The following is a 23870-nucleotide window of genomic DNA, read 5'->3' as shown; positions in this document are numbered from 1 at the left end:
AATAAAAATCCCCGTAAGCTGGCCTACGGGGATCTGTATAACGGGTAATTATGCAGTTAAAGTTTCCTGGCCTTTTTCCCAGTTGCAAGGGCAAAGCTCGTCGGTTTGTAAGCCGTCTAATACACGGATTACTTCTTTAACGTTACGGCCAACGTTAAGGTCGTTAACGCATACCCAGCGTACAATACCTTGCGGATCGATGATGAAAGTTGCACGGTAAGCAATTTTCTCAGTTGGCTCTAAGATGCCTAATTCTTCTGCTAAAGATTTTGAAGTATCAGCAAGCATTGGGAATTTAAGGCCACGAAGATCATCGTGGTTGTTTCTCCAGGCTAAGTGTACAAATTCAGAGTCGGTAGAAGCACCGATTAAACGGGTATCACGGTCGCGGAAATCGCCAAATGATTTGTTAAATTCTGCAATCTCGGTAGGGCAAACAAAAGTGAAATCTTTTGGCCACCAGAACATTACGGTCCAAACGTTGTCTTCGTTAGCCAAATAATCTGAAGTGATATCTTCAAACTCTTTACCTTTTTCTATGCTTACTACAGCTTTTTTATTAAATGCCGGAAATTTTTGACCGATTGTTATCATAGTTGAGTCTTTATTAATTTTTTTACAAAGATAACCGATTTGCCTGTACAAGTTTATCGAATGTATTTATAGGGTTATAAGATTTATCTATGGGTGAAAACACCCTTTTTTATATTGTAACATTGTGTTAAATTAGTTCGTAAAAGCCTGAATTCTAATTATTAACAAAATGCTTATCACATTATGAGAAATCTAAAGCCAATGCTGGCGATAGCAGCCTTGCTGTTATCTATCGCCGTGATTGTAGAATGCAATCAAAAAAAAACCGGTTCAGTTTCTACAGCCGGTAACACAAAAGATTCAGTTATTACACCTGTTGATTTAAAAGTGGTGGTACCGGGGTTTAATTTTCCGGAAGATTCTACCAAAATTTTAGGTTGGCTTAACCAGAAGCCTGTGCCAGCTGTTAACGAAGTTTATAAGCATGCATGGGGCATTTGGGCTGGGCTAACCGCACAATCTGGTGAAACCTACCAAGGCGACAGTTTACTTGTTTACCAAACCTGGACGGGTATCAATGAGTTGGTAAACTTAACACAGCAGCAAAATGGATTTAAATTGTTAAGGGATAATAAGGCAAAAAGTCACCGGACTTTGCTAAGTATCCCTGAGCAATTTAAACGTGCAAGGTTAGAGAATGTCAACAAAAAGAAATTGATGAACTCGGCTTTGAACGGTACAATTAATGATAGCGCTGTTTTCTTTGTTGGAGTATCTTACAGCCCGGCATCTGCTGCACATACCTTAAAATATTCTTTACTTAAAGAATCTGTGCAAAACAGCTATAAAAAAGCAGGTCAGGTAGCCGCTATTCCACCGTTTCCTAACAATGGTGTAAACATAAAGCCGGTATACTACATTGGTAAAAAAACAGATTCACTGATCAGGATACCTGCATGGCCAGGTGAGCCGTCTACGCCAAAAGCATTTGCGCCTACAGATTGGAACAATTACGTATACGCCGATGTACGCAACCAACAGCCTAAAAATAAAAAATTAGTACCTGCAACCGGAAGTAATCCTACTCAGGCACAAATAGCTGCAGCAACCTGCAATGTAAGCGATTTTATCTATTACAAAATAGATTCGCTAACGGCAGCTTACTTAAATCAGCAACAAGGGGCAAACTCATTTTCTGCCGGTGACCTTGCCATACTGGTTGCCATGCACGTAACTACAAAAGAAATAAGCAACTGGACTTGGCAAACCTTCTTTTGGTCGCCTAATGCCAATCTGCCGCAGTTACCAAGCAATGCTGCAGCAGCAGCATTAAGGCCTGCACAATTATCCGCGGCGGCTGCGCACTACGCTTTGTCAACTGCTTATGCTATGGTTTACCCTAATCAGCCTGTAACAGGGGGGCAGCCGGGTAAAGTAGCAGTGATCGGGTATAACCCATATCTCGAAGCAGGGTTTGATCCGTCTACATTTTCAGATTATCCAAATACATGGAAGCCGAATTTTAGATATGGTATCCAAACAAACTGTATGAGTTGTCATGCACTTGCCTCACAGCAAAATGTAACAGGTAAAGGTGAAAATGCTTTAGACATTTATTGTACCGATCAATATATTGATATGGGCGGTTCAAAATGGGTGAACAAAGTACAATTGGATTTTGCATGGTCATTAAGAGACAATGCCATAGCTGATACTAAATCAAAAAAATGATTTTATTAAAAGAGCCGCTAATCAGCGGCTCTTTTAGTTTACTTCTTCAGCGTTTCTTCAAATAAGTTATAGATACGCTTATACTCGTCTGTCCAGCTGCTGGGCTGTACAAATCCATGATCTTCTACCGGGTATGGCGCAAGCGACCAATTCTCTTTATGCAGTTCAATTAAACGCTGTGTAAGGCGCACAATGTCCTGAAAGTTTACATTTTGGTCAACCATGCCGTGGCAAAGCAGCAGTTTGCCTTTTAAGCCGTTTGCGAAATAAATTGGGGAGCTTTGGCGATAGGCTTTCTCATCGTTATAGGGTTCATTCAGGATGTCAGAGGTGTAGCCATGATTATAATGCGCCCAGTCGGTAACTGATCTTAGGCCTGCTCCGGCTGCAAACACATCAGGTGTGGTGAACATAGCCATAAGCGTCATAAACCCGCCGTACGAGCCGCCATACATGCCAACATGTTTGGGGTTTACGCCATATTTATCAACCAGTAATTTTACGCCATCAACCTGGTCATCCAGATCCTTACCACCCATGTGGCGGTAAATACCTGTACGCCAGTCGCGGCCATAGCCCGAGCTGCCAGTATAATCAATATCCAATACGGTGTAGCCTACATCGGTAAGCAGGTTGTTAAACATATATTCATGAAAATACTGACTCCACCAGTAGTGTACGTTTTGCAGATAGCCGGCGCCATGCACAAACACGACGGCAGGTTTGGATGGATCTGGATATGCAGGCACATAAAGGCGTGCATATACGTCCTTACCATAACGGTTTTTAAAGGTGATCAGTTGAGGGTCACGCCATGCATAAGCATCAAATTCGGCCGTTGTTGATTTCGTGATCTTAATCGCTTTTGCACCGGGTTTGTTAGCTTGCAGATAAAGTTCCCAAGGTTTGTTTGAGTAAGAGTAACGGATGGCCAGCCATTTTTCATCGGGCGATAATTCTACCTCGTTACCACCTTTCATACTGGTTAGTTTTACCGGGGTACCGCCACTTATAGGTATACGGTAATAATGCGTAATACCCGGATGCTCCATATTGGCCGTGAAATAGAAGTGTTTTTTATCGTTTGAGAGATCAAGGCTTTGTACCTCCCAATTACCGCTGGTAAGCTGCTTTTTAGCCCCGCTGGTTACATCCGCTACGTAAATGTGTGAATATCCTGATGCTTCGCTTTGGAAATAGAAATGCGTATTGTCAATCCAGCCAACATTGCCAGCCGAATAGCCACCTCCGCCAATGCCGGGGCCGCCGATCCATGCCTCGTCCCGCTGACGGTCGAGCAGGGTAAGTTTGCCTGATGCGGCATCGAGTTTCATGATCCAGCGATCTTTGTTATCCTGCGAAGTGACTATCACAACGGCATTTTTACTGTCACTACTCCAAAATGGGCCGAGGATGGTAACAGGACGGTCTGCATTAAGCTTGGTACGCTCTTCCAGTTCTTTTGGGTAATCTTTTATATAGTCGGGCAGGTCTTTAATACCGGGAATCTCTTTAGTGGATACTTTGTAAACGGTATCAAGTTGTGTATCGAATATATAAGTTTCAGAGCTTGACTGTGGTGCGCCTACCTTGGTACGGTTAGGGATGTCTTCGGTAAAGCCTGATTCGGTAACATAGTTTGGCACAATACCGGCGCGTGCGCCATCGGCTTGTTTTATTAAGCGATAAGTAATGAAACGATTATCAGGACTGATCTGTACGCCATTAATAGATTGGTCGCCGACTGTAATTTCGCGCAGCTTTTTAGGCTGCATCAGTTTACGCTCTGCTGCTTCCTGCTTATCCTCTTTTTTCTTTTCCTTAATTACATCAAACAGTTCGGTCTGTTCTGCTTTAAGCCAGCGTTCCTGCTCATTGCCACTTTGTGCATTAGCTTTTTGCTGACCAGCATTACCACGGCGGCCTGTGACAGAAGGTGCCGCAGCACTATGCGTAAAATTGGTTAACTGGATGATTTCGCCGGTTGTTAAAACCTGCGCATAAAGGTTTTCATTTTTGGAAAAAACAATCTTGCTTTCATCCCCACTGAATTTGGGGTTACTTTCGCGATCGGCTGTATTAGTAAGGCGTTTTATTTTTGAGCCTTTGATATCAATGAGATACAAATCGCCGTTGCGTTCGTAAACTTTCTGCGTATGTTTCGCATTCCATGTTCCGTTGCCTGGTAGGGCATCGCGGCGTTCTTCAATGCTTACTTTTGTAGGCTTTAAATTGACTGGTGTGATGCTATATAGCGTATTTTGATCGGCAGCTTCAGGGTTCCAGTCGAAATATACTTTTTTGCCATCGTCGCTCCAGCGGATGTTGGTTGGAGACGTCCCCATCCATTTTGGGTTGCGCATTATTTTTTCAACGGTAAGCTTGGGTGTTGTTTGGGCAAAAGAAGTACCGCAAGTGGCGATAAGCACAAGCGTAAAAAGTTTTCTCATGTTTGTTCGGGCTAATCACATGCAATTTAAAACACTTGTACCATATAGCCGCTAACCGAAAATAATTGTTACAAAAGTGAAGATCGCTTTATGGCTCTAAAATTCGGGTTAGCTCATCCCTGTAAGTCGCGCTTAACGGAATATTTTCGCCATTAATTGTTAACTGATGCCTTTCTATTTTGTCAATTTTATTAAGCGCGACCGCGTATGATTTGTGAACCCGGATGAAACGCCCCGCAGGCAATCTGTCGAGTAGTTCCACCAACGTCATGCGGGTAAGTGTACGGCGATTAGGTTCATGAATGCTTACATAATTATCCTGAGCCTGTGCATAAGTGATATTTTCTGGTCTGATTTGTATCCAATTGTAACCATCTTTTACAAACAAGCTTTTCTCTTCAGATGCAATAGCCGGAGCATTTATACGGTTTTCCGCCTGCTGGCATGCCTGCAAGAAACGATTGAAATTTATTGGTTTTAAAAGATAGTCTGCAGCTGCCAGCTCAAAACCTTTTAATGCATGTTCGGCATACGCAGTAGTAAAAATGATCTGGCATTTATTTTTTAGCATTTCAGCCATTTCAAGCCCGGATATATCCGGCATGGAGATATCCATAAATACCAGTTGTATAGTGTGCTGATGTATGTATTGAAGCGCTTCTTTTGCATTCACAAATGAAGCTTCTAAACTGATAAAAGGGATTTTGTCAGCATGCATCCTGATAATTTCAAGCGCTACAGGTTCGTCATCAATGGCAATGGCTTTTATCATGCTTGTACTAATTTACTTTATCTAAATCAATTTTAATTAGCACGTTGTAAAAGCCATTATGTGTATGTTGCTCGTATTTATACTTTTTGGGATAAAGTAAATCAAGCCTTTTTATAGTATTAATAATGCCAATATTATTACCAGTGGTTTCCGCCTGATCCTGGATAATGGTGTTCTCTACTTTCATTATTAATTTATTGCCTTCAAATGAAATGTTTAAACGAACCTCGCATGGTTGTTGCAAACTGATGCCATATTTAAAAGCGTTTTCAATGAGTGGTAAAAGTATCAGTGGGGCTATTTGCAGCTCTTGCTGAGGATCATCTATATTGATACTTAATTCTATGTCATTAGTTGCTGGTAGCCTTTCCTTTTGCAGCAAAAGGTAGATTTGAATAAAGGATAGTTCTCTGCTTAACGGAACAAAGTTTTCCTGCATACCGCTTAAAGAGTATCGCATCATATCCGACAATTGATCTATGCCTGTAGCTGTCTTTAATGCGTTTTCTTTTAAAGCTGTGCCATATAAATAATTAAGTACATTGAATAGAAAATGTGGATTAAGCTGTGCCTTTAAAGCGTTAAGCTGGTTGTTTGAATGTTGTAACTGAAGGTCTTTGTAGTAAGAACGCTGATAGAAATAATCGCGAACTAAACAATAAAGCAATACATAAGCTGCTATCAACGTTATTGGTCCTATCCAGTCTGTGATATTGGTCAAATCATAATAACGAGCGGATCTTGATAAGTTGCTGAGAAATACAGCTACCCCTAACAGTATACAAACCCCGGCAAACCAGTAAAAACTTAATCCTTTAAAAAGATATTTATAACATGCTTCTATAACAAACGCAGCTATAAAAAACACGATGTATTCGTGATGTGTAGCCTGCAATAAAAAATATTGTAAAACTGTAGTATGTGTTCCGTCTACATTTAATTGCCAACCAGTACCATGCAGGGCAACATCATAAGCATAACGTGCGGTGAAGCTAAAAACTAACACACTCCATACCATTGCAAAATGAATGAGTGCATTACGCACAAGTTTTTTTAAGTCGGTTTTCTGTTTCATGCCAGCAAATAAATGGAAGCCGCACAAGCTTAAAAAAAGTATGTGGTAAAGCGCTTATTAAATGTGGTGAAATGGAAGAGAGGTACTACAGAGCAATGTGATTGTACCAATAGGGGATTGCTTCTCATCCGAAAAACGGATTCATCGCAATGATGTCTTAGTGAAGTGTATTATGTAGATTAATTGATTTATCGTCTTTGCGAGGAGGAACGACGAAGCAATCCCAAACTATCAACATATCAACCGGTGTTGCTTCTTCATCCGAAAAACGGATTCATCGCAATGATGTGATAAAATAAATAATCTTGTCTCTTGTTTCTAAAACTACCCGTCAAGGAGAAAAACGAATAACTCTTTAGGACCATGTGCGCCCAGTACCAAAGTTTTTTCAATATCAGCAGTACGGCTTGGACCGGTAACAACCGAAAGCATAGAAGGAAGTTGATTGTTGTATTTTTGCTTAACCAGGTTAAAAGCATCTTTAAGATCTACCACCAGTTGCGAGGTGTAAGCCAATACAATATGCACAGGCGGATAAATGCTTAACCTGCGACCAGCCGCTTGAGCATTGGAAACAAGTATGCTGCCGTTGCGTGCAATAAGCGCTTCGCAAAGGGTTAAACCCACCTCGGCCTGTTCAAAATCTTTATCGGTTTCGTAGTGTGGGTATTCGTAGGTATTTAACAGATCCTGCAAAGCTGGTTCCCAGCAGTATATTTTATGCCAGTTTCGTTCTTCGGCCAGGGTAAGCAGGTTTTCAATAAACTGGATCTCATCCTCACAAAACACAAACTGGCCTGCAACTGCAACCAGCTGCTCAGCAAACATCACCTCGGGTATTTCATCTGCAGGGGGATACAGCGGCATTTCCTCAAGATTAGGATAAGGATTATCCCGTTTCTCTAATAATGCCTTGCGTATCTTTTTCAGCAAACGCTCTTTAGGGGTTGTGTTTTGACTCATGTATAAAAATAAAGCCACTATGCTTGCGCATAATGGCTTCTATCATTTAAAAAGTTTTAAACTTTGGTTTCCTGTCCGTCAATACGGTCAGCCTGTGGGTTGGTTACCGATTCAGGTATCGCATTGTTATCAACTTCAGGGTTAAGCGCCGCTTCACCGTTAACAAACTTGTCATATGCGGTACGGTTATCAAATGGGCGCTTGCCTAAAAGTTCTTCCAGGTCAGACTGGAATAATACTTCTTTTTCCAATAATTTGGCAGCAAGTAACTCCAAGCCTGCGCGTTTTTCGTTCAACAGATCTTTGGTACGTTGATAAACAGCGTCAATTAGTACGCGTACCTCGGCATCAATCAGTTCGGCCGTAGTATCAGAGTAAGGTTTGTTAAACTGATATTCGCCTTGCGGATCATAGAACGAAAGGTTACCTACCTTATCATTCATACCGTAGATTTTCACCATGGCATAAGCCAGTTTAGTAATACGCTCTAAATCGCTCAATGCACCAGTTGAAATTTTACCGAAAACAATATCCTCGGCAACACGGCCACCCATTGATACCACCATTTCGTCTTTCAACTGCTCGGTAGTATGTAAAAACTGCTCCCTTGGTAAATACTGGGCATAACCTAAAGCGGCAACACCACGCGGCACGATAGATACCTTAACCAGTGGATCGGCATGTTCCAGGAACCAGCCTGCAATAGCGTGGCCGGCTTCGTGGTAAGCTACAATGCGTTTCTCTTCAGGAGATATGATCTTGTTCTTTTTCTCTAAACCACCAATTACACGGTCAATAGCATCCTGAAAATCCTGCATATCAACTGCCGGTTTATCTCGGCGGGCTGCGATAAGCGCTGCCTCGTTACAAACGTTAGCAATTTCGGCACCGGCAAAACCAGGGGTTTGTGCTGACAGTTTTTTAGCGTCAACCTCTTCAGCAAGCTTTAACGGGCCTAAGTGTACTTTGAAAATCTGCTCACGGCCAACCAAATCTGGTTTATCGATAGAAATCTGTCTGTCGAAACGTCCCGGACGAAGTAATGCAGAATCCAGTACGTCTGGACGGTTGGTAGCAGCAAGGATAATAATACCAGAGTCGGTACCAAAACCATCCATCTCAACCAGTAACTGGTTCAGGGTATTTTCGCGCTCATCATTACCACCTACAATATTGTTTTTACCACGGGCACGGCCAATGGCATCAATCTCATCAATAAAGATGATACATGGTGCCTTGTCTTTAGCCTGGCGGAAAAGGTCGCGCACGCGTGATGCACCTACCCCCACAAACATCTCCACGAAATCAGAACCTGATAGCGAGAAGAATGGCACCTGCGCCTCACCGGCAACAGCTTTGGCCATTAAGGTTTTACCTGTACCCGGCGAGCCTACTAATAAAGCTCCTTTAGGAATTTTACCACCCAGGTTGGTGTATTTTTTAGGGTTTTTAAGGAAATCTACAATTTCCATTACCTCTTCTTTAGCTTCCTGCAAGCCGGCAACATCATTAAAGGTTACGTTAACCTGCGCTTCTTTATCAAATAAAGTAGCTTTTGATTTACCGATGCTGAAGATCTGTCCGCCTGGGCCGCCACCGCTTCCCGACATGCGGCGCATGATGTATAGCCAAACAATAGCAAACAATACCATAAATATTACACCCTGTACCAACCAGTTAGATAGCAGGTTTTCGTGCTGTGTAAACTGAATAGGTGTTTTTTGCGAATCTGGTAAGTCTTTTTCTACGCTGGCTACGGTTTGTTTAAGGCTTTCGTAAGACGCATCAGTAATGGTATACTGAGGGCCTGATGAAATGTTAAATGAACGCTGGTCGCGCACGTCGGCATACTGCGGCTTGCGCTGCAGGCTGTCTTTTTTAATGTAAACTTCGCCTACTACAAGGTCGCCGTCTTTATAAGCAACAATCTTATCAACGTCATGCGCCTTCAGCATTTCGTTCTGGAAACGTTGCGAGCTGATCTGTTTGCCGCCGCCGCTGTTAAGTATAGTAGGAACAACCAGCAGGGCAATAATCACAATGGCGTAAAGCCACATAATGTTAAAACGCGGCGGTTTGGGTGTAATTTTTTTATTTGAGATTTTCCGAATATTTTTCGGCCTATCAGACTTGTTATCTTTCATTTCTTAATTAAAGCTCAAACGATGTAATATAAATAGTAGTGTAGGGAAAGGTAAGGCAGACTATGTTTAAGCGCTTTGATAATATTTAATTTCTGCATCACCCCACAGATCTTCCACGCCGTAAAACTCGCGTTTATCTGTTTTAAAAATGTGTATTACTACATCGATATAATCCAGTACTATCCATTCGGCGTTCTCAAATCCTTCTTTACGCCACGGATTTTGTTGTGTGGCTTTAAAAATTTCATCCTCAACACTATCTGCAATAGCTTTAACCTGGGTTCCTGAGTCGGCATGGCATATCACAAAATAATCTGATACCGAACTGAATATATTTCGAAGATCTAATCTTACAATTTCATTTCCCTTTTTTTCCTGCATGCCGTGTATGGCCATCTCGGAAAGATAAGCGGATTCATTTATCGCTTTGTTTTTTACCATCAAAAAGAATTAGTTTTGAACGATTTGATTTTATAACGTTTATACTTTGCAAAATAACATATTTTCAGGATTATTTGTTGGACAAAATTTAGTCACCCTTAAACAAGTAGATTCTACAAATACTTTTCTTAAAAATATATTGTCAAATTCTGAGCCATTGCCCGAGGGAACGGTCATAATGGCAGAAGAGCAATACGCCGGAAGAGGCCAGCAACAGAACAAATGGTTTGCAGAAGCTGGCAAAAACCTAACTTTCAGTATACTACTCAAGCCTGTTTTTTTACGTTTGCATGATCAATTCTTTTTAACACAGGTTATCAGTTTAGGAGTCGTTAAAGCGTTAGAAAACGTGACAGGTCTCGGAATAAAAATTAAATGGCCCAATGATATTTATTATAAGGATAAGAAACTTGGAGGTATACTGATTGAAAATATGGTGCAGGGCAGTAAGATCAATAACTCGGTTATTGGTATCGGCCTCAACATCAATCAGGATTATTTTCCGGAGCATCTTCCAAATGCTACTTCTTTAAGGCAGATATTACAAACAAATTATGATTTAACTATAATATTATCTGAAATTTGCCGTCACGTTGAGGCTTACTATTTTAAACTAAAGGCTAACAAGTTTACTGAACTAAAGCAGGAATACTTGCAATATTTATATGGTTTAAACGAAAGCCGCGTTTTTACGTCAAACAACGAGACCTTTAACGGTACAATTACCAGTGTAACAGCAAATGGCTTACTACAAGTAAGTACTGTGGCGGGTTTGAAAGAGTATAATTTGAAAGAAATACAATTTGTAATTAAATAAATATGAGAAAGCTATTATCAGCAATTGTGGTAATGATGATCTGCGCTGCAGCCCATGCACAAATTTTAACCCCGGTAAAATGGTCTTACGCGGCAAAAAAAGTAAGCGCCAATGAATACGTTATATTCATGCGAGCTACTATTGACAATGGCTGGCACGTTTACTCTCAAAACGTTAAAGATGGCGGCCCTGTAAAAACAACATTTACCTTCCCTAAATCAAAAGATTATACATTGGTAGGTAAAACCGTTGAGCCAACCCCGGTAACCAAATTTGAAAATGCATTTAAAATGAATGTTAGCTATTTTGAAAAAGAAGTAGTTTTTCAACAACGTATCAAATTAAATTCGGCTAAGGCGGTGGTTAAAGGCCAGTTAGAATACATGACCTGTAATGACAAACAATGCCTGCCGCCAGAGGATGTTGACTTTAGCGTAGCTGTTGCCAAATAATTGCTTTATGAAATACACGCTCCGCCGCTTTGCTAAACAAAGCGGTTTCTCTGCATTATTGCTGGTTTTATTGCTAAGTTTTGGTTTTACACAACATGCAAGGGCGCAAGCCGTTGATACCAGCGGCGTTGTGTTTAGCAGCGCACCTGCAACCGATGCACAGGCAAAAGACACAGCCGTAAAAAAGAAAGTTGATAAACCCACTGAAATAGTAGCTGCTGGAGAAACTGCTGCCAAAAATCACGAAAAGCCGAAAACCCTATGGCAGATTTTTATTGAAGGTTTGGTGGGCGGTTTTGCTGCACTGATAATGCCTTGTATATATCCGATGCTGCCTTTAACAGTCAGCTTTTTTACAAAAAAGGCGGGGTCGCAGGCCAAGGGTATAATGCAATCATTAATATACGGTATATCTATTATTGTTATTTATGTAACGCTGGGTATCATCATTACACTGATCTTTGGATCAGACGGATTAAACTCTTTAGCTACCAATGGCATATTTAACATCTTCTTCTTTTTGCTGCTGGTGGTTTTTGCCGCATCATTTCTGGGCGCGTTTGAGATACAATTACCCACCTCGCTGGCCAATAAGCTCGATCAAAATTCAGACAAAGGCGGTTTAGCGGGTATCTTTTTTATGGCAGCCACGTTGGCTGTAGTATCTTTTTCATGTACGGGCCCAATTATCGGAAGTTTACTTGTAGATGCCGCTACCAAAGGCGAAAAGCTTGGCCCGGCTTTTGGTATGCTTGGTTTTTCAACCGCATTAGCGATACCCTTTACCCTATTCGCTTTATTTCCATCGGCTTTAAAAAGCCTGCCAAAATCTGGCGGATGGTTGAATAGTGTAAAAATCGTACTTGGTTTCCTTGAGCTTGCTTTTGCACTGAAATTTTTGTCAAACGTGGATTTGGCTTACCACTGGAACTGGTTCGACCGTGAGGTATTCCTTTCTTTATGGATTGCCATTGGTTTACTGATGGGCTTATACCTTATCGGTAAGATCCGTTTTTCGCATGACAGCCCGCTGGAGCACCTATCAGTTGTGCGCACGTTTTTCGCAATCATCGTATTTTCTTTCGTGGTTTATATGATCCCAGGCTTATGGGGCGCACCGCTTAAATCCATCAGCGGATTTCTGCCGCCACCGGCAACCCAGGATTTTTACCTGAGCAATAATGCAGGCAGCGGAAGCGGGTCTGCAAATGCAGAGCCTGTGGTATCTATAAAGGAAAAAAAATACGAATCATTATTTTTACGTGGCAAGCACGCCGGTTTAAACGAGTGGTATGATTATGACCAGGCTTTACAGGTTTCAAAAGAGTTGAAAAAGCCAATATTGATTGACTTTACCGGCTGGTTTTGCGCTAATTGCCGCAGAATGGAGCAGGAGGTATGGTCTGACAAAGAGGTAAGCAAGCGTTTGCAAAACGACTTTGTTTTGCTGGAGCTTTATGTAGACGAAAAAACAGCTTTACCCGCAAATGAGCAGTATACCTCAAAGTTTAGCGGTAAAAAGGTGGTTTCCATAGGGAATAAAAACAGTGACTATGAAGCTTCGAAATTTAATGTAAATTCGCAGCCGTATTACGTTATCGTGAACGCACGCGGCGATGTGCTTGTTCCGCCGCAGGGCGCCAATTATAGCGTGGATAATTATATTAAGTTTTTAGACAGCGGTAAAGCCGCTTTTGAAAAAAATAATGGCGCAAATTAAAAACGTAGGTGTATATACTTCAGGGGGCGATGCCCCGGGCATGAATGCTGCCATCCGTGCAGTAGTACGTACAGCTTTATTCTATAATTTAAAAGTTACCGGTATACGCAGGGGCTATGAAGGCATGATCAATGATGACATGTTCGATATGGACCGCAAATCGGTAGGAAACATTATTCAGCGAGGTGGTACTATTTTAAAAACCGCCCGCAGCGAACAGTTCCGTACACCGGAAGGCCGTAAGCTTGCTTACGAAAATCTTAAAAAAGCCGGTGTAGATGCGTTGGTGGGTATTGGTGGTGATGGTACTTTTACCGGCGCAAAGATATTCGGCAAGGAGTATGATATTCCGGTGATTGGGTTGCCTGGTACTATTGATAATGACCTTTTAGGTACTGATTTTACCATTGGCTATGATACCGCGATTAATACTGTTATTGATGCTGTTGACAAGATCCGTGACACTGCCGAATCACACGACCGTCTATTTATTGTTGAAGTGATGGGTCGCGATTCGGGTTTAATTGCCTTGCGTACAGGTATTGCCGTTGGTGCAGAAGCCATACTGATCCCCGAAACAAAAACAGATCTCAACGCGCTTTATCACAGACTTGAGGCCGGCCGCAGAGACAAATCATCGAAAATTGTAATTGTTGCGGAGGGTGAAGAAGCCGGTGGCGCTTTTGAAATTGGCAAGCTGATCAAAGATCGTTTCCCTAATTACGATACGCGTATTTCTATATTAGGCCACATTCAGCGTGGGGGCCGCCCAAGCTGCCAGGACCGTGTACTGGCAAGCCGTGTAGGTGTTGCTGCCGTTGAAGCATTGCTGGCAGGCCATCGTAATGAAATGGTAGGCGTAATACATGGCGAAGTAGCCTTTACACCATTTGAAAATGCAATTAAACATAACGTAGAGATCGATCCTAACTTTTTAAAGATCGTTGACATCCTGTCGTTATAAAAGCTAATAATTAAAACATTAAATAAGGACTGATCCTTTTGCTTTAATAAGCAGGATCGGTCTTTTTTCATTTTAGGCTTTCCGCTGTATATTTACGACATGGTTATCGAGAAACTTTATGAGCTGTATCTACAGCACCCGGTTATCAGTACAGATACTCGAAAAATTGCCTCGGGCAGTTTGTTTTTTGCCCTTAAGGGCGACAAGTTTGATGCAAATACTTTTGCAACCCAGGCATTAGAGGCAGGTGCAGCCTATGCCGTTATCGATAATGCACAGTACCGCATCAGCGATCAGTATATTTTGGTTGATGATGTATTACAAACCTTGCAGGATCTGGCCAAGTATCACCGTAAACAAGTGCAAATACCTGTAATAGGCTTAACTGGCAGCAACGGTAAAACGACTACTAAAGAGCTGATCAACTCGGTGCTTTCCCAGCATTTTAACACTTATGCCACGCAAGGCAACCTGAACAATCATATTGGTGTGCCGCTGAGTGTTTTGTCAATTAACCCGAGCCACGAGGTGGCAGTAATAGAAATGGGTGCCAATCATCAGCGTGAAATTGCCATGCTTTGCGAAATAGCACAGCCAACACATGGGCTGATCACTAATGTAGGTAAGGCACACCTGGAAGGCTTCGGCGGCCCAGAGGGGGTCAAGAAAGGGAAAGGGGAGTTGTACGATTATTTGAAAGCAACAGGCGGAGTGATTTTTATTAACACCGACAGCCCTAAACTTGTCGACATGAAGGCTGAACGTGAACTGCAAAACACCATAGGTTATGGAACACAGGCAGAAGGCAATTTTATATGGGGAAAGCTAACCAATAATTCGCCATACGTAGCGCTGGAATGGTATGACGAAAATGGCAATGCACATGCAGTACAATCAAACCTCACCGGGGCATATAACATAGATAACATATTAGTTGCCATCTGTATCGGAGCTTTCTTAAAGCTAAGTACAGCAGAAATAAATGCGGGCATCGAGGATTATCAACCGGTTAACAACCGGTCGCAGATTAAGCATACCGAAACCAATGTGCTGATCTGCGACTACTACAATGCAAACCCAAGTAGTATGGCTGTTGCAATAGATAACATCAGCATTATGGATGCTAAAACCAAAGTGCTGATTTTGGGCGATATGTTTGAAATGGGTGAAGTTTCGCCTACCGAACATGAAGCGATTATACAGAAAGCCATTTTAGCTCCTGTAGACGAGCGTATTTTTATCGGCAAACACTTTTACGAACAACGTTTAGGCTTTAGCGCTGATTTTTATGAAACCGCCGAAGATGCCATTAAGGCAATAAAAGATAAGCCGATCAAAAACGCAACGATACTGATTAAGGGTTCGCGCGGTATGGCGTTAGAAAGATTGGTAGAGTTGTTGTAGTTGGGTCGATTTTTCAAACCCCTCCCTAACCCTCCCAAGGGAGGGAATTATGGTTATAGAGTAACCCTTCTTGTCATTCTGAACAAAGTGAAGAATCTATATGAGTATGCTTATAATTATAGCCCTAAATTTAAGTTCCCTCCCTTGGGAGGGTTAGGGAGGGGTTCGTTTTTAGAATTCAATTACCAACCATAAACACTGCATTGCCGAACAGCAACTTCCCGTTTTCCCAGAAACTGCGGAACAGCGGATCGTCGGTTAGGTAAACAATAGTGCCGCGGCCCATACTTTGCACGCCGAATACAATACCGTCATTGATCTTCGCTTTTGCTTTTTGCCCCACAAAACCCGAAACATACGCGCCTTTCTTTAATGCGCCAACGTTCCAGCCATCGTCGCCGAGGTAATCGTAAACATCGTCGCTCAATTTTAACGTGTAATAATATTTAGGGTAGCCAAACGCCAGCGGATGCGTATTATCAAGCGTTACCTTATAAATTGCACCGGGAACAGATGAGCGTAGATCTTCACGGTCGCGGTCGCCATATATGTTTATTTTATTCTGTTTAGCTTTTTTGTCGTCCTTATCATCCTTGTCCTCTTTATTATCTTTTCGCTTAATGCCAAATCCTTTTGCAGAAAGCGTACTTACGGCATCGCCCAGGGCTATCAGTTTTCCGCCATCGCGTACCCAAGCCTGTAGCTTGTCGCTTTGTATATCATTGTAGCGGCCATCCGGAAGAATGATCTCGTCAAAGTCGATTAACTTAACGCGGCTCAGATCCTGCGGACGTATCAAAGTAACCGGGTACCCTATTTGCTGATCGAAGTAATGCCATATTTCGCCCATCGCTTCGGAATTGATGCCATCGCCTGCTATCAGCATCACTTTAGATTTACGCATACTATGTACGTAGCTTGAGCCAAGGTCATAGCCTTTATCAACAAATCCTGTTGTAATCGGCGTGATTATTCTGCCGGTTTCATTAGCAAGTCGTTTAATGGTCTGGTCAAACCCCGAAGTATTGTTACCTGCCCGCGTGATAATCAATGAACCGGCGTTGAATTTTCTGCCGCCTGCTTCAAAAGGGGTTTCGGCGTAACGGATTTTAATATCAGCCTTTAATAAAGCTGCCAAAAATTTCACATCATCGTTTGACTGCCATTGCGCTACATAAGCATAGGGATGTGCCGGCATAGGGGCTTCTAAACTTACCGAACTCACATGGTTGGCTGTGTTAAGCCCATCAATACCACTATGCAAACCATAAGCCTTTAAGCCATAGGCATAGGGCAGGCTCCATGCTGTAATGTCATAAGTGTTTGAATCTGCAATAAAAGTTTTTGGCTCCATCAGCACATTCAGTAGCACGGCTTTTGGTTGAGCGGCATTAATTACCAGGTCGTTTGCTTCAATTTTAAACTGCTCGTTTTTGGCATCGAAATAGTTAAACCCGTTAGCATTACGGTTAATGCCAAAACCATATTGTATGCCATTCTTATTAAGTAGCTGCGCTAACTTTTCAATTTTGTCATCATTGTCGTTTTTAACAACATAAGCCTTAAACTCACCTGGAGGATTACTGCGGCTGTTATCGAAAAACTTTTTGTACTCGGTTAAAAGCTTAGTGGCGTTTTGCGATGATACTTCAATGGTACTTAAGCTTGTGGTGTGGTGATGTGCAATACGATCGGCAAGGGTAAGGGTATCGCCGCTGCGCGTTACTACTGCCAAGCCAGCACTTATGCCGCCCTGTTCAAACGTCATGCCGATAGAGCCGTTGTAAATAGGATAGGTGTCGCCGTATGATGGGTAAAGCAGATCAAACTCTTGCTTGGTAAAATACATCCAGCCATTTTGGTCAAAGTATTTGGCGTTGTTTTTACCAACAGTAATTTGGAACTGGCGCTGCCAGGGGGTAATGTCCTTATGAAATGGCTCGGCAGCAGGCGCAAAATAATAGGGGCTGTTGTATCCTTGCTCGTGAAAGTCGACGTGTACCTGCGGCAGCCACTGGTTAAAATAAACCAGGCGCGCGGCTACTTCGCGTTGTGTTTGCCATGCCCAGTCGCGGTTAAGGTCGAAATAATAATGATTTACCCGCCCACCCGGCCAGGGTTCATTATGTTCACGCGCCATGTTATAAGCATCAGGGTTGATGCCATGTACCGAGTTATAAAAGTTGACGTAACGGTCGCGGCCATCGGGGTTAAGGCAGGGATCAATAATTACGACTGTATTTTTAAGCCACTGCTGCGTTTGGGCATTCGCCGGATTGGCCAGGTCATAAAGCGTTTGCATAGCTGCTTCGCTCGATGCAGGTTCATTGCCATGTACATTGTAGCTTAACCAAACTACCGCCGGGCCGTTTGTGCTGCCGGTCCCTGGTGCAAGTCCCGAAAGTTTCATGTTATTCTGCCTGATCTCATCCAGGCGGCCAATGTTTTCGGCAGAGGCAATAAAGGCAAGCAATAGGGGACGGCCTTCGTTAGTGGTACCATACTGCACAAGCTTTATATTTTTGGATGCCTGAGCTACGTAATTAAAGTATTCGGCTATTTTGTAGTGGTAGGTAAACTGATCGCCCAGTTTGTAACCTAAAAATTCGGCAGGTGATTTGATTTGCTGGGCAAATGCAGATAAGCCAAGCAGGGCAAACAGCAGTAAGGAATAGATTTTTTTCATGAACGGGGGTATACAAAAATCTAATGTATAAATTATCTGCCTGCTTATAAAATAAATAAACCGATGCCTCGAAAAGTGGGTTGACGTAATTTATTCAGCTTTTAATTGGCGTTAGCATCTAACCATTCATTGTAAGATATAACCCCCAATTCGGGCCTGGCTTCTCCTTCTAAAATGGAGATAAATTCAAGGTAGTGGCCATCCGGGTCATTAAAGTAAATAGCGATAGCAGGCATCCAGGCAAAAACCATTGGCCGCTCAGTGCCATCCTTCAAAAAATTATAAGGCTTAAGATTGTTAGATTTTAAAAAGGTGATAGCATCGTTAAGGATAAACTCTGTGTCGCACTCAAAAGCAAAATGCCTTTTCTGGATTTCTTCTTTAGGCTTTTCCCAAACGCCTAACATGGCTTGTCGGGGTTTGCCTATCCAGTAGAAAGCTGTTCTTCTTTCAGCCTCAAAATAGCATTGCTGTAATCCTAATACCTGGCTATAGAAAAGCATAGAGGTTTCAAGGTTTTCTACATACAAATGAGTTTCAAAAAGCCCCTTGATCATCATCAATTTAATTGGTGGTATTTTTATTTATCTTTAAACAACGACTTACGATAATTTTTACCCATTTGAGCCAGGATAAAGCTTTTGGGTAGCAGTTTTAAAAAGCGGCTGCCTATGCGATTTAAAGCTCCGGGTATATAAACGTTTTTACGATGTTGAAGTGCGTATATTCCCTCGCTTGCCGCCTGCTTTACCGGCATCAGCCATTTTTTAAGGTCATTAAAAGCTTCGCCCGCAGTCATTTCTGTAGCTATTCCGCCAGGGACGTATACCGTTAACGATAGATTTTTATTGGTAAGTTCCTGCGACAGGGCCATCATAAAATTAAGTACAAAGCCTTTGGTGCCTGAGTAAACGGCCTGGTAAGGCACCGGGAACATGGCCGCCATGCTGGCAACCGTCATTATAGCACCTTCATTACCGTTTTGTTCAAAATAAGCAACCAGTTGGTTAACCATGCGTACTATGCCGGTAACGTTGGTTTGCAAAAGTTTATCAAACTCTGTTTGGGATAGCTGGGTATGCTGGCCAAAATAGGTGACACCCGCATTTAAAATGGCTGCATACAACTGCTGCCCGTTCATGCTTTCCTGCATCAGGCGGTCTATGTCATCATTAACAGAAAGGTCGGCAACCACTACCTTAACCTTAACGCCAAACTTTTCAAGTTCAGTTTTAAGCTGAATTAAACGGTCTTCGCGGCGGGCGGTAATAATCAGGTTAGCCTTGTGCAGCGACGCTAATTGCAAAGCCATTTCCTGCCCCAGGCCAGATGAAGCACCAGTAACTAAAACCCATTTGTTGTTAAAATTTAATGATTGCATGGTGCCCAAATCTAATCAAATTAACCTTATCGGTTGTTGCGGGCGGCTATTTCACTTTTTCACAACCATGTAACATTTTTAAAGACAAGGCCGAAAAATTGAAATCAGAAATCTGATCAATTGTTTTTACCGCAGCATTGCATATATTTGCAGCGCTTAATTTCATTTTAGAATAATAATGAGAGAACTACAATTCAGAGAAGCGCTTCGTGAAGCAATGAACGAAGAGATGCGCAAGGATGATAAAATATACCTGATGGGTGAGGAAGTTGCCGAATATAACGGTGCTTACAAAGTTAGTCAGGGTATGCTTGACGAATTTGGCGCTAAACGCGTTATAGACACCCCGATCTCTGAATTGGGTTTTGCCGGTATCGGTATTGGTTCGGCTATGAATGGCCTGCGCCCGATCATCGAATTCATGACATTCAACTTTTCGCTTGTGGCTATTGACCAGGTGATCAATGGTGCGGCTAAAATTATGTCAATGAGCGGTGGCCAGTTTTCGGTGCCAATTGTTTTCCGTGGCCCAACCGGTAATGCAGGTATGCTTAGCTCGCAGCACAGCCAGTGCTTCGAGAACTGGTATGCTAACTGCCCGGGCTTAAAAGTGGTTGTACCTTCAAACCCTGCTGATGCAAAAGGTTTGTTAAAACAATCAATCATTGATCCGGATCCGGTAATCTTTATGGAGTCGGAATTAATGTACGGTGATAAAGGTATGGTACCAGACGGCGAATACTATATTGAATTAGGTAAAGCTGCGGTTACTAAAGAAGGTACTGATGTTACTTTAGTAGGTTTCGGTAAAATTATGAAAGTAGTTAACGCTGCTGCTGCCGAACTTGAAAAAGAAGGTATCAGCGCCGAAGTAATCGACCTGCGTACAGTACGCCCTATTGACTATCCGACTGTTATTAACTCTGTGAAGAAGACTAACCGTTTGGTAATTGTTGAAGAAAGCTGGCCTTTAGGTTCAATTGCTACAGAGGTTGCGTTTAAAGTACAACGCGATGCGTTTGACTACCTTGATGCACCTATTCTGCGTATCATGGGTGGCGACGTTCCGCTTCCTTACGCTCCGACACTTATCCAGGAGTACCTGCCAAACGCCGACCGTGTAATTAAAGCGGTTAAAGAAGTAATGTATGTAACCAAGTAATTGGTGATCAACTCATAAGGAAGCCCTTTGCGCAAGCAAGGGGCTTTTTGTTTTATGTGAGTTTTATTTAGCTAATCAAACTGATTATTCGCCATGTCATGCTGAGCTCGTCGAAGCATCTATATGTGATAATTATATGTAATGTTACTTTTCTTGGCCGTAAAGAAAAGTAAACCAAAGGAACTCGTGATTTGGCCTTGTCGCTTTGTTCCTTTACTGCTGTATCACTACCTGTGCTTGCCGCAACAAGCCCGAGGTAACCATAATAAGCTTATGTCGCGGCAATGCGAGAAGTGTAATTAGATTATTCATGAAAAAAGCGCCCTTATGAGGCGCTTCAATATTTAATATTATAGAGTATTAGTTTCCGTTTTTAACGCGGTTACGTTCTTCGTCTGATCCGGTTTGGTGCTGGCGTACTTTAATCTTGGTATTACCAAAGTTATAAGTAAAGGTGAGGCGGCCAACACGGGTTTCGTTTTTCTGATGGATGTCGATATAATTTCCCTGAGAAACACTTAGCACGTTGTTCTTGCGCATGTTGAATATGTCGCTTACAGAAAATTTAATGTTCGCCTTTTTATTAAGGAATGATTTGCTGATGCCGCCATCAATTGAATATTGTGGTTTGATATGGAAATAGCCATAGATCAATGACGACTGATAATCGGTCATCAACTCAAACTTCCAGGTTTTAGCAAATGCAAATGTGTTAGTGGTACGGAACTGGTATGCCCATTTGCCATCATTAAGCTGGCCGCTGGTTAATGTGCCGTTTGATGCGCCTTCAGACTTAAATCCAAGATAGAAGGTAGTCAGGTTAACGTTACCTGTCCACCATTTAGCAATGGTATAAGGCGAATTGATGTTAATATTGTAAGCGTTTTGCACACGCAGGTTAAGGTTGGTTTGGAAGGTAGCCTTCTTAACAGTATCGGTAAGTAAGATTTCGGTAATTACATCAGTAGTGCGGCTGTAACCAAAACTCACATTTATAGCATGGTTATAAGTATAGTTTAACTCGTATGATGCGGTGTATTGTGGTTTAAGAAACGGATTGCCCTGAGAGTATGTGTACTGGTCCAGATAATAAACAAAGGGGTTAAGGTTATCATAACTTGGGCGGTCTATGCGGCGACTGAAATTGAAGCCGATCTCATTTTTATCATTAATAGTATGATTAATAAACAAGCTTGGGAAAAAGTTAAGATAATGGCGGTTCACCACTTCGTTGGTAGTCACCAGATCGCCGGTCGAGCTGGTATACTCGGCCCGTAGACCCGCTTGTATAGTTGTCTTTTTGAAAGATTTGCTCAGGTTTACATATCCTGCATCAATCTTCTCGTCGTAGATAAAGTGGTTGGTGAGGGTAGGGTCATTTACATATCCACCATCGTTTTTATTGATTTGTGCCTGCAGGTCATTATCTGTTTTGACGTCACTAAGTTTAAAGCCGGTTTCCAGTTTAACGGTTTTTGTGATCGGTAATGAGTAATCGGCTTTGGCTGTTTTTATAGTAATTTCAGATGGTGTCTGGTTGCGTAAAAACAGGGGAGTAGCATTCGGTGTGCCGTCTATATTATAGTAGTATGTGTCATATTGTGCATTAGAGTTATTCCTGAACTTGGAGTAATCTACATCTATGCCCAACTCCTGACCGGCGGTATCAATCTTCAATCTGTCGTTAAGATTGAGGGCAAAATTTCGATAGGTTTGATCAATGCCTGAAATCGTATTCTGGTACATGTTAAATACAACTGGCTGGTTACCCACAAAAGTGTGGTTGTAGTTGCTGTCAAACTCAGGATTGTAATAACCGCTGGCAACCACGCCAACAGTATTTTTTTTAGTAATGTCCCAATCGGCGCCCACGCGGTAATTATTCCAGTGGTAATTATTGGTCATCTCGCTTTTCTGATCAAAATAGGTGCTGGTGCCGCTGTTTTCAACGTTGCGCAATATTGATATATCGTTTTCGTGCTTGTTGTCGCCCCGGCTAAGGTTTGCAAAAAAGTTAAAGTCGCCTTGTTTATGGTTTAATGATAAGCTGCTGTTATCTCTAAAATGTTTGCCGAGTGCTGCAGTGGCCGAAATGTTACCATTGGTGCCGCTTTGGCGGTTCTTTTTAAGTTTGATGTTGATGATGCCAGAGCTTCCGGCTGCATCATACTTGGCTGATGGGTTGGTAATGATCTCGACAGACTGAATAGTATTTGCATCGGTTGAGCGTAATAGTGTAGCTAATTGCTCTGCCGATAAATAAGTGAGCTTATCGTTGATCATTACGGTAACACCCTGTTTGCCTTTAAGGCTGATGTTATCATCCTTGTCGACAGTTACGCCCGGAGCGCGTTGCAGTACTTCCATGGCAGAATTACCCGCAGCAAGTACGCTGTTTTCAACATTCATTACGGTACGGTCTACTTTGCGCTCAATCAATGGCTTGGTAGCCACTACATTTACAGTTGCCAAATTTTTGCTTGCGGCTTGTAATTTAATTGCAGGCACTGTAGCTGTTGCACCTTCGGTAACATTAAATGGCGCGCTTAAGCCTTTGTTATAGCCAACCATGGTGGCTTTTATCATATAAGTTCCGGGTTTAACGCCGCTGAAAATGTAAGCGCCTTTTTCGTCAGTAAGACCACCTTTTACGATGACCGAATCTTTAGCTTTTAACAAGCTTACGGTAGCATAATCGGCTGGTTTGCCAGCTTCATTAACCAGTGTCCCGCTCACCTTGCCGGTACCTGGCGATTGTGCCCTGGCAAAAATGCCTAAGCAGCAGAAGAATATAAATAGTGTAAATTTTAGAGTGTTCATAATAAGTGATGGTAGTAGTGTAGTCAGATTTATTAAAATTTGGGCAATAGTTATCCTGTAAAAGGTTTTATCTTCTTTTTTAAGTATTTATTAATGTTTTGATTAAACCGGAAATGAAGTTTCGGTGGTCAGTGTGTTATATGCTCGTTAGATGAGCGCTAAAGGCAAAAGGTTACAGAAAAAAATTAAAATTTATATCACAGGTATAAATTTGTGCAGTAAATCCTGGTATAACTCAAAGGATTTTAATGAAATGTGCCATCCGTCAAAATTAAGCGACAGGTGATTGTAAGCGTATATGAAGCTTGCTGTTAATAAAATAATAAGCCCGGTAACAAGTACCAGGCTTATATA

The 23870-nt window shown here is 42.1% G+C and carries 18 protein-coding genes; 7 read left to right on the top strand and 11 right to left on the bottom strand.

All coding sequences use genetic code 11. The features are described 5' to 3' along the window. Window positions 1-48: 48 nt before the first annotated feature. Window positions 49-594, bottom strand: a complete 546-nt coding sequence (locus tag PQ461_RS20380; protein ID WP_274207409.1) for a peroxiredoxin — start codon at window positions 592-594, stop codon at window positions 49-51. 183 nt (window positions 595-777) lie between these two features. On the opposite strand from PQ461_RS20380, the gene PQ461_RS20375 reads away from it, so the two are divergent. After that, window positions 778-2265 (top strand): hypothetical protein, encoded by a 1488-nt coding sequence (locus tag PQ461_RS20375; RefSeq protein WP_274207408.1) that lies wholly within the window; start codon window positions 778-780, stop codon window positions 2263-2265. 38 nt (window positions 2266-2303) lie between these two features. Here the strand turns inward: PQ461_RS20375 and PQ461_RS20370 are convergent, their stop codons facing one another. The 6 genes from PQ461_RS20370 to rsfS form a co-directional block, all read right to left on the bottom strand. Continuing rightward, window positions 2304-4715 carry a S9 family peptidase gene (locus PQ461_RS20370; RefSeq protein ID WP_274207407.1) on the bottom strand — a complete coding sequence of 804 codons (2412 nt, stop codon included), beginning with the start codon at window positions 4713-4715 and terminating at the stop codon, window positions 2304-2306. Between the two features lie 88 nt (window positions 4716-4803). Further along, window positions 4804-5487 carry a LytR/AlgR family response regulator transcription factor gene (locus tag PQ461_RS20365; protein ID WP_274207406.1) on the bottom strand — a complete coding sequence of 228 codons (684 nt, stop codon included), beginning with the start codon at window positions 5485-5487 and terminating at the stop codon, window positions 4804-4806. A 7-nt stretch (window positions 5488-5494) separates the two neighbouring features. Further along, window positions 5495-6562 (bottom strand): sensor histidine kinase, encoded by a 1068-nt coding sequence (locus PQ461_RS20360; protein WP_274207405.1) that lies wholly within the window; start codon window positions 6560-6562, stop codon window positions 5495-5497. Window positions 6563-6886: 324 nt separating this feature from the next. Beyond that, window positions 6887-7525, bottom strand: a complete 639-nt coding sequence (locus tag PQ461_RS20355) for a LutC/YkgG family protein (RefSeq protein WP_274207404.1) — start codon at window positions 7523-7525, stop codon at window positions 6887-6889. A 56-nt stretch (window positions 7526-7581) separates the two neighbouring features. Further along, complete coding sequence (gene ftsH, locus PQ461_RS20350) at window positions 7582-9669, bottom strand: ATP-dependent zinc metalloprotease FtsH (RefSeq protein WP_274207403.1); 2088 nt, start codon at window positions 9667-9669, stop codon at window positions 7582-7584. A gap of 66 nt (window positions 9670-9735) precedes the next feature. Beyond that, window positions 9736-10110 (bottom strand): ribosome silencing factor, encoded by a 375-nt coding sequence (rsfS, locus tag PQ461_RS20345; protein ID WP_274207402.1) that lies wholly within the window; start codon window positions 10108-10110, stop codon window positions 9736-9738. A 139-nt stretch (window positions 10111-10249) separates the two neighbouring features. Between rsfS and PQ461_RS20340 the strand changes: the two genes are divergently transcribed. The 5 genes from PQ461_RS20340 (at window position 10250) to PQ461_RS20320 (ending at window position 15467) form a co-directional block, all read left to right on the top strand. After that, window positions 10250-10927 carry a biotin--[acetyl-CoA-carboxylase] ligase gene (locus PQ461_RS20340; protein WP_274207401.1) on the top strand — a complete coding sequence of 226 codons (678 nt, stop codon included), beginning with the start codon at window positions 10250-10252 and terminating at the stop codon, window positions 10925-10927. Between the two features lie 2 nt (window positions 10928-10929). Continuing rightward, window positions 10930-11379, top strand: coding sequence for a protein-disulfide reductase DsbD domain-containing protein (locus PQ461_RS20335; RefSeq protein ID WP_274207400.1), 450 nt, complete (start codon window positions 10930-10932; stop codon window positions 11377-11379). Window positions 11380-11386: 7 nt separating this feature from the next. Continuing rightward, a complete protein-coding gene (locus tag PQ461_RS20330) occupies window positions 11387-13099 on the top strand; it encodes a protein-disulfide reductase DsbD family protein (protein ID WP_274207399.1) in 1713 nt (570 codons plus the stop codon). Further along, window positions 13086-14063, top strand: a complete 978-nt coding sequence (gene pfkA, locus PQ461_RS20325; RefSeq protein WP_274207398.1) for a 6-phosphofructokinase — start codon at window positions 13086-13088, stop codon at window positions 14061-14063. Before PQ461_RS20330 ends, pfkA begins: the two co-directional genes overlap by 14 nt. A gap of 99 nt (window positions 14064-14162) precedes the next feature. Then, complete coding sequence (locus tag PQ461_RS20320; RefSeq protein WP_274207397.1) at window positions 14163-15467, top strand: UDP-N-acetylmuramoyl-tripeptide--D-alanyl-D-alanine ligase; 1305 nt, start codon at window positions 14163-14165, stop codon at window positions 15465-15467. A 178-nt stretch (window positions 15468-15645) separates the two neighbouring features. On the opposite strand, the gene PQ461_RS20315 is transcribed toward PQ461_RS20320, so the two are convergent. From PQ461_RS20315 to PQ461_RS20305, 3 genes are all read right to left on the bottom strand, one after another. Next, window positions 15646-18153, bottom strand: coding sequence for a M14 family metallopeptidase (locus PQ461_RS20315; protein WP_274207396.1), 2508 nt, complete (start codon window positions 18151-18153; stop codon window positions 15646-15648). A 101-nt stretch (window positions 18154-18254) separates the two neighbouring features. After that, the gene (locus PQ461_RS20310; protein ID WP_274207395.1) at window positions 18255-18713 is read right to left on the bottom strand and encodes a VOC family protein; all 459 of its coding nucleotides are present in this window, start codon (window positions 18711-18713) and stop codon (window positions 18255-18257) included. Between the two features lie 20 nt (window positions 18714-18733). Continuing rightward, entirely contained in the window at window positions 18734-19534 is an 801-nt protein-coding gene (locus PQ461_RS20305) for an SDR family NAD(P)-dependent oxidoreductase (protein WP_274207394.1), read from the bottom strand. A 178-nt stretch (window positions 19535-19712) separates the two neighbouring features. Between PQ461_RS20305 and PQ461_RS20300 the strand changes: the two genes are divergently transcribed. Next, window positions 19713-20696 (top strand): pyruvate dehydrogenase complex E1 component subunit beta, encoded by a 984-nt coding sequence (locus PQ461_RS20300; protein WP_274207393.1) that lies wholly within the window; start codon window positions 19713-19715, stop codon window positions 20694-20696. A 360-nt stretch (window positions 20697-21056) separates the two neighbouring features. Here the strand turns inward: PQ461_RS20300 and PQ461_RS20295 are convergent, their stop codons facing one another. Continuing rightward, window positions 21057-23516: a TonB-dependent receptor domain-containing protein gene (locus tag PQ461_RS20295; protein WP_274207392.1), complete on the bottom strand. Its 2460-nt coding sequence runs from the start codon at window positions 23514-23516 to the stop codon at window positions 21057-21059. Window positions 23517-23870: the final 354 nt, after the last annotated feature.

Source organism: Mucilaginibacter sp. KACC 22063, from assembly GCF_028736115.1.
Lineage (GTDB): Bacteria > Bacteroidota > Bacteroidia > Sphingobacteriales > Sphingobacteriaceae > Mucilaginibacter.
This window is presented reverse-complemented; position numbering and strand designations above follow the sequence as displayed.

Excerpts from the sequence above, each read along its gene's own strand:
- PQ461_RS20380 (WP_274207409.1), bottom strand. The coding sequence starts at position 594 with ATGATAACAATCGGTCAAAAATTTCCGGCATTTAATAAAAAAGCTGTA.
- PQ461_RS20375 (WP_274207408.1), top strand. The coding sequence starts at position 778 with ATGAGAAATCTAAAGCCAATGCTGGCGATAGCAGCCTTGCTGTTATCT.
- PQ461_RS20370 (WP_274207407.1), bottom strand. The coding sequence starts at position 4,715 with ATGAGAAAACTTTTTACGCTTGTGCTTATCGCCACTTGCGGTACTTCT.
- PQ461_RS20365 (WP_274207406.1), bottom strand. The coding sequence starts at position 5,487 with ATGATAAAAGCCATTGCCATTGATGACGAACCTGTAGCGCTTGAAATT.
- PQ461_RS20360 (WP_274207405.1), bottom strand. The coding sequence starts at position 6,562 with ATGAAACAGAAAACCGACTTAAAAAAACTTGTGCGTAATGCACTCATT.
- PQ461_RS20355 (WP_274207404.1), bottom strand. The coding sequence starts at position 7,525 with ATGAGTCAAAACACAACCCCTAAAGAGCGTTTGCTGAAAAAGATACGC.
- ftsH (WP_274207403.1), bottom strand. The coding sequence starts at position 9,669 with ATGAAAGATAACAAGTCTGATAGGCCGAAAAATATTCGGAAAATCTCA.
- rsfS (WP_274207402.1), bottom strand. The coding sequence starts at position 10,110 with ATGGTAAAAAACAAAGCGATAAATGAATCCGCTTATCTTTCCGAGATG.
- PQ461_RS20335 (WP_274207400.1), top strand. The coding sequence starts at position 10,930 with ATGAGAAAGCTATTATCAGCAATTGTGGTAATGATGATCTGCGCTGCA.
- PQ461_RS20330 (WP_274207399.1), top strand. The coding sequence starts at position 11,387 with ATGAAATACACGCTCCGCCGCTTTGCTAAACAAAGCGGTTTCTCTGCA.
- pfkA (WP_274207398.1), top strand. The coding sequence starts at position 13,086 with ATGGCGCAAATTAAAAACGTAGGTGTATATACTTCAGGGGGCGATGCC.
- PQ461_RS20320 (WP_274207397.1), top strand. The coding sequence starts at position 14,163 with ATGGTTATCGAGAAACTTTATGAGCTGTATCTACAGCACCCGGTTATC.
- PQ461_RS20315 (WP_274207396.1), bottom strand. The coding sequence starts at position 18,153 with ATGAAAAAAATCTATTCCTTACTGCTGTTTGCCCTGCTTGGCTTATCT.
- PQ461_RS20310 (WP_274207395.1), bottom strand. The coding sequence starts at position 18,713 with ATGATGATCAAGGGGCTTTTTGAAACTCATTTGTATGTAGAAAACCTT.
- PQ461_RS20305 (WP_274207394.1), bottom strand. The coding sequence starts at position 19,534 with ATGCAATCATTAAATTTTAACAACAAATGGGTTTTAGTTACTGGTGCT.
- PQ461_RS20300 (WP_274207393.1), top strand. The coding sequence starts at position 19,713 with ATGAGAGAACTACAATTCAGAGAAGCGCTTCGTGAAGCAATGAACGAA.
- PQ461_RS20295 (WP_274207392.1), bottom strand. The coding sequence starts at position 23,516 with ATGAACACTCTAAAATTTACACTATTTATATTCTTCTGCTGCTTAGGC.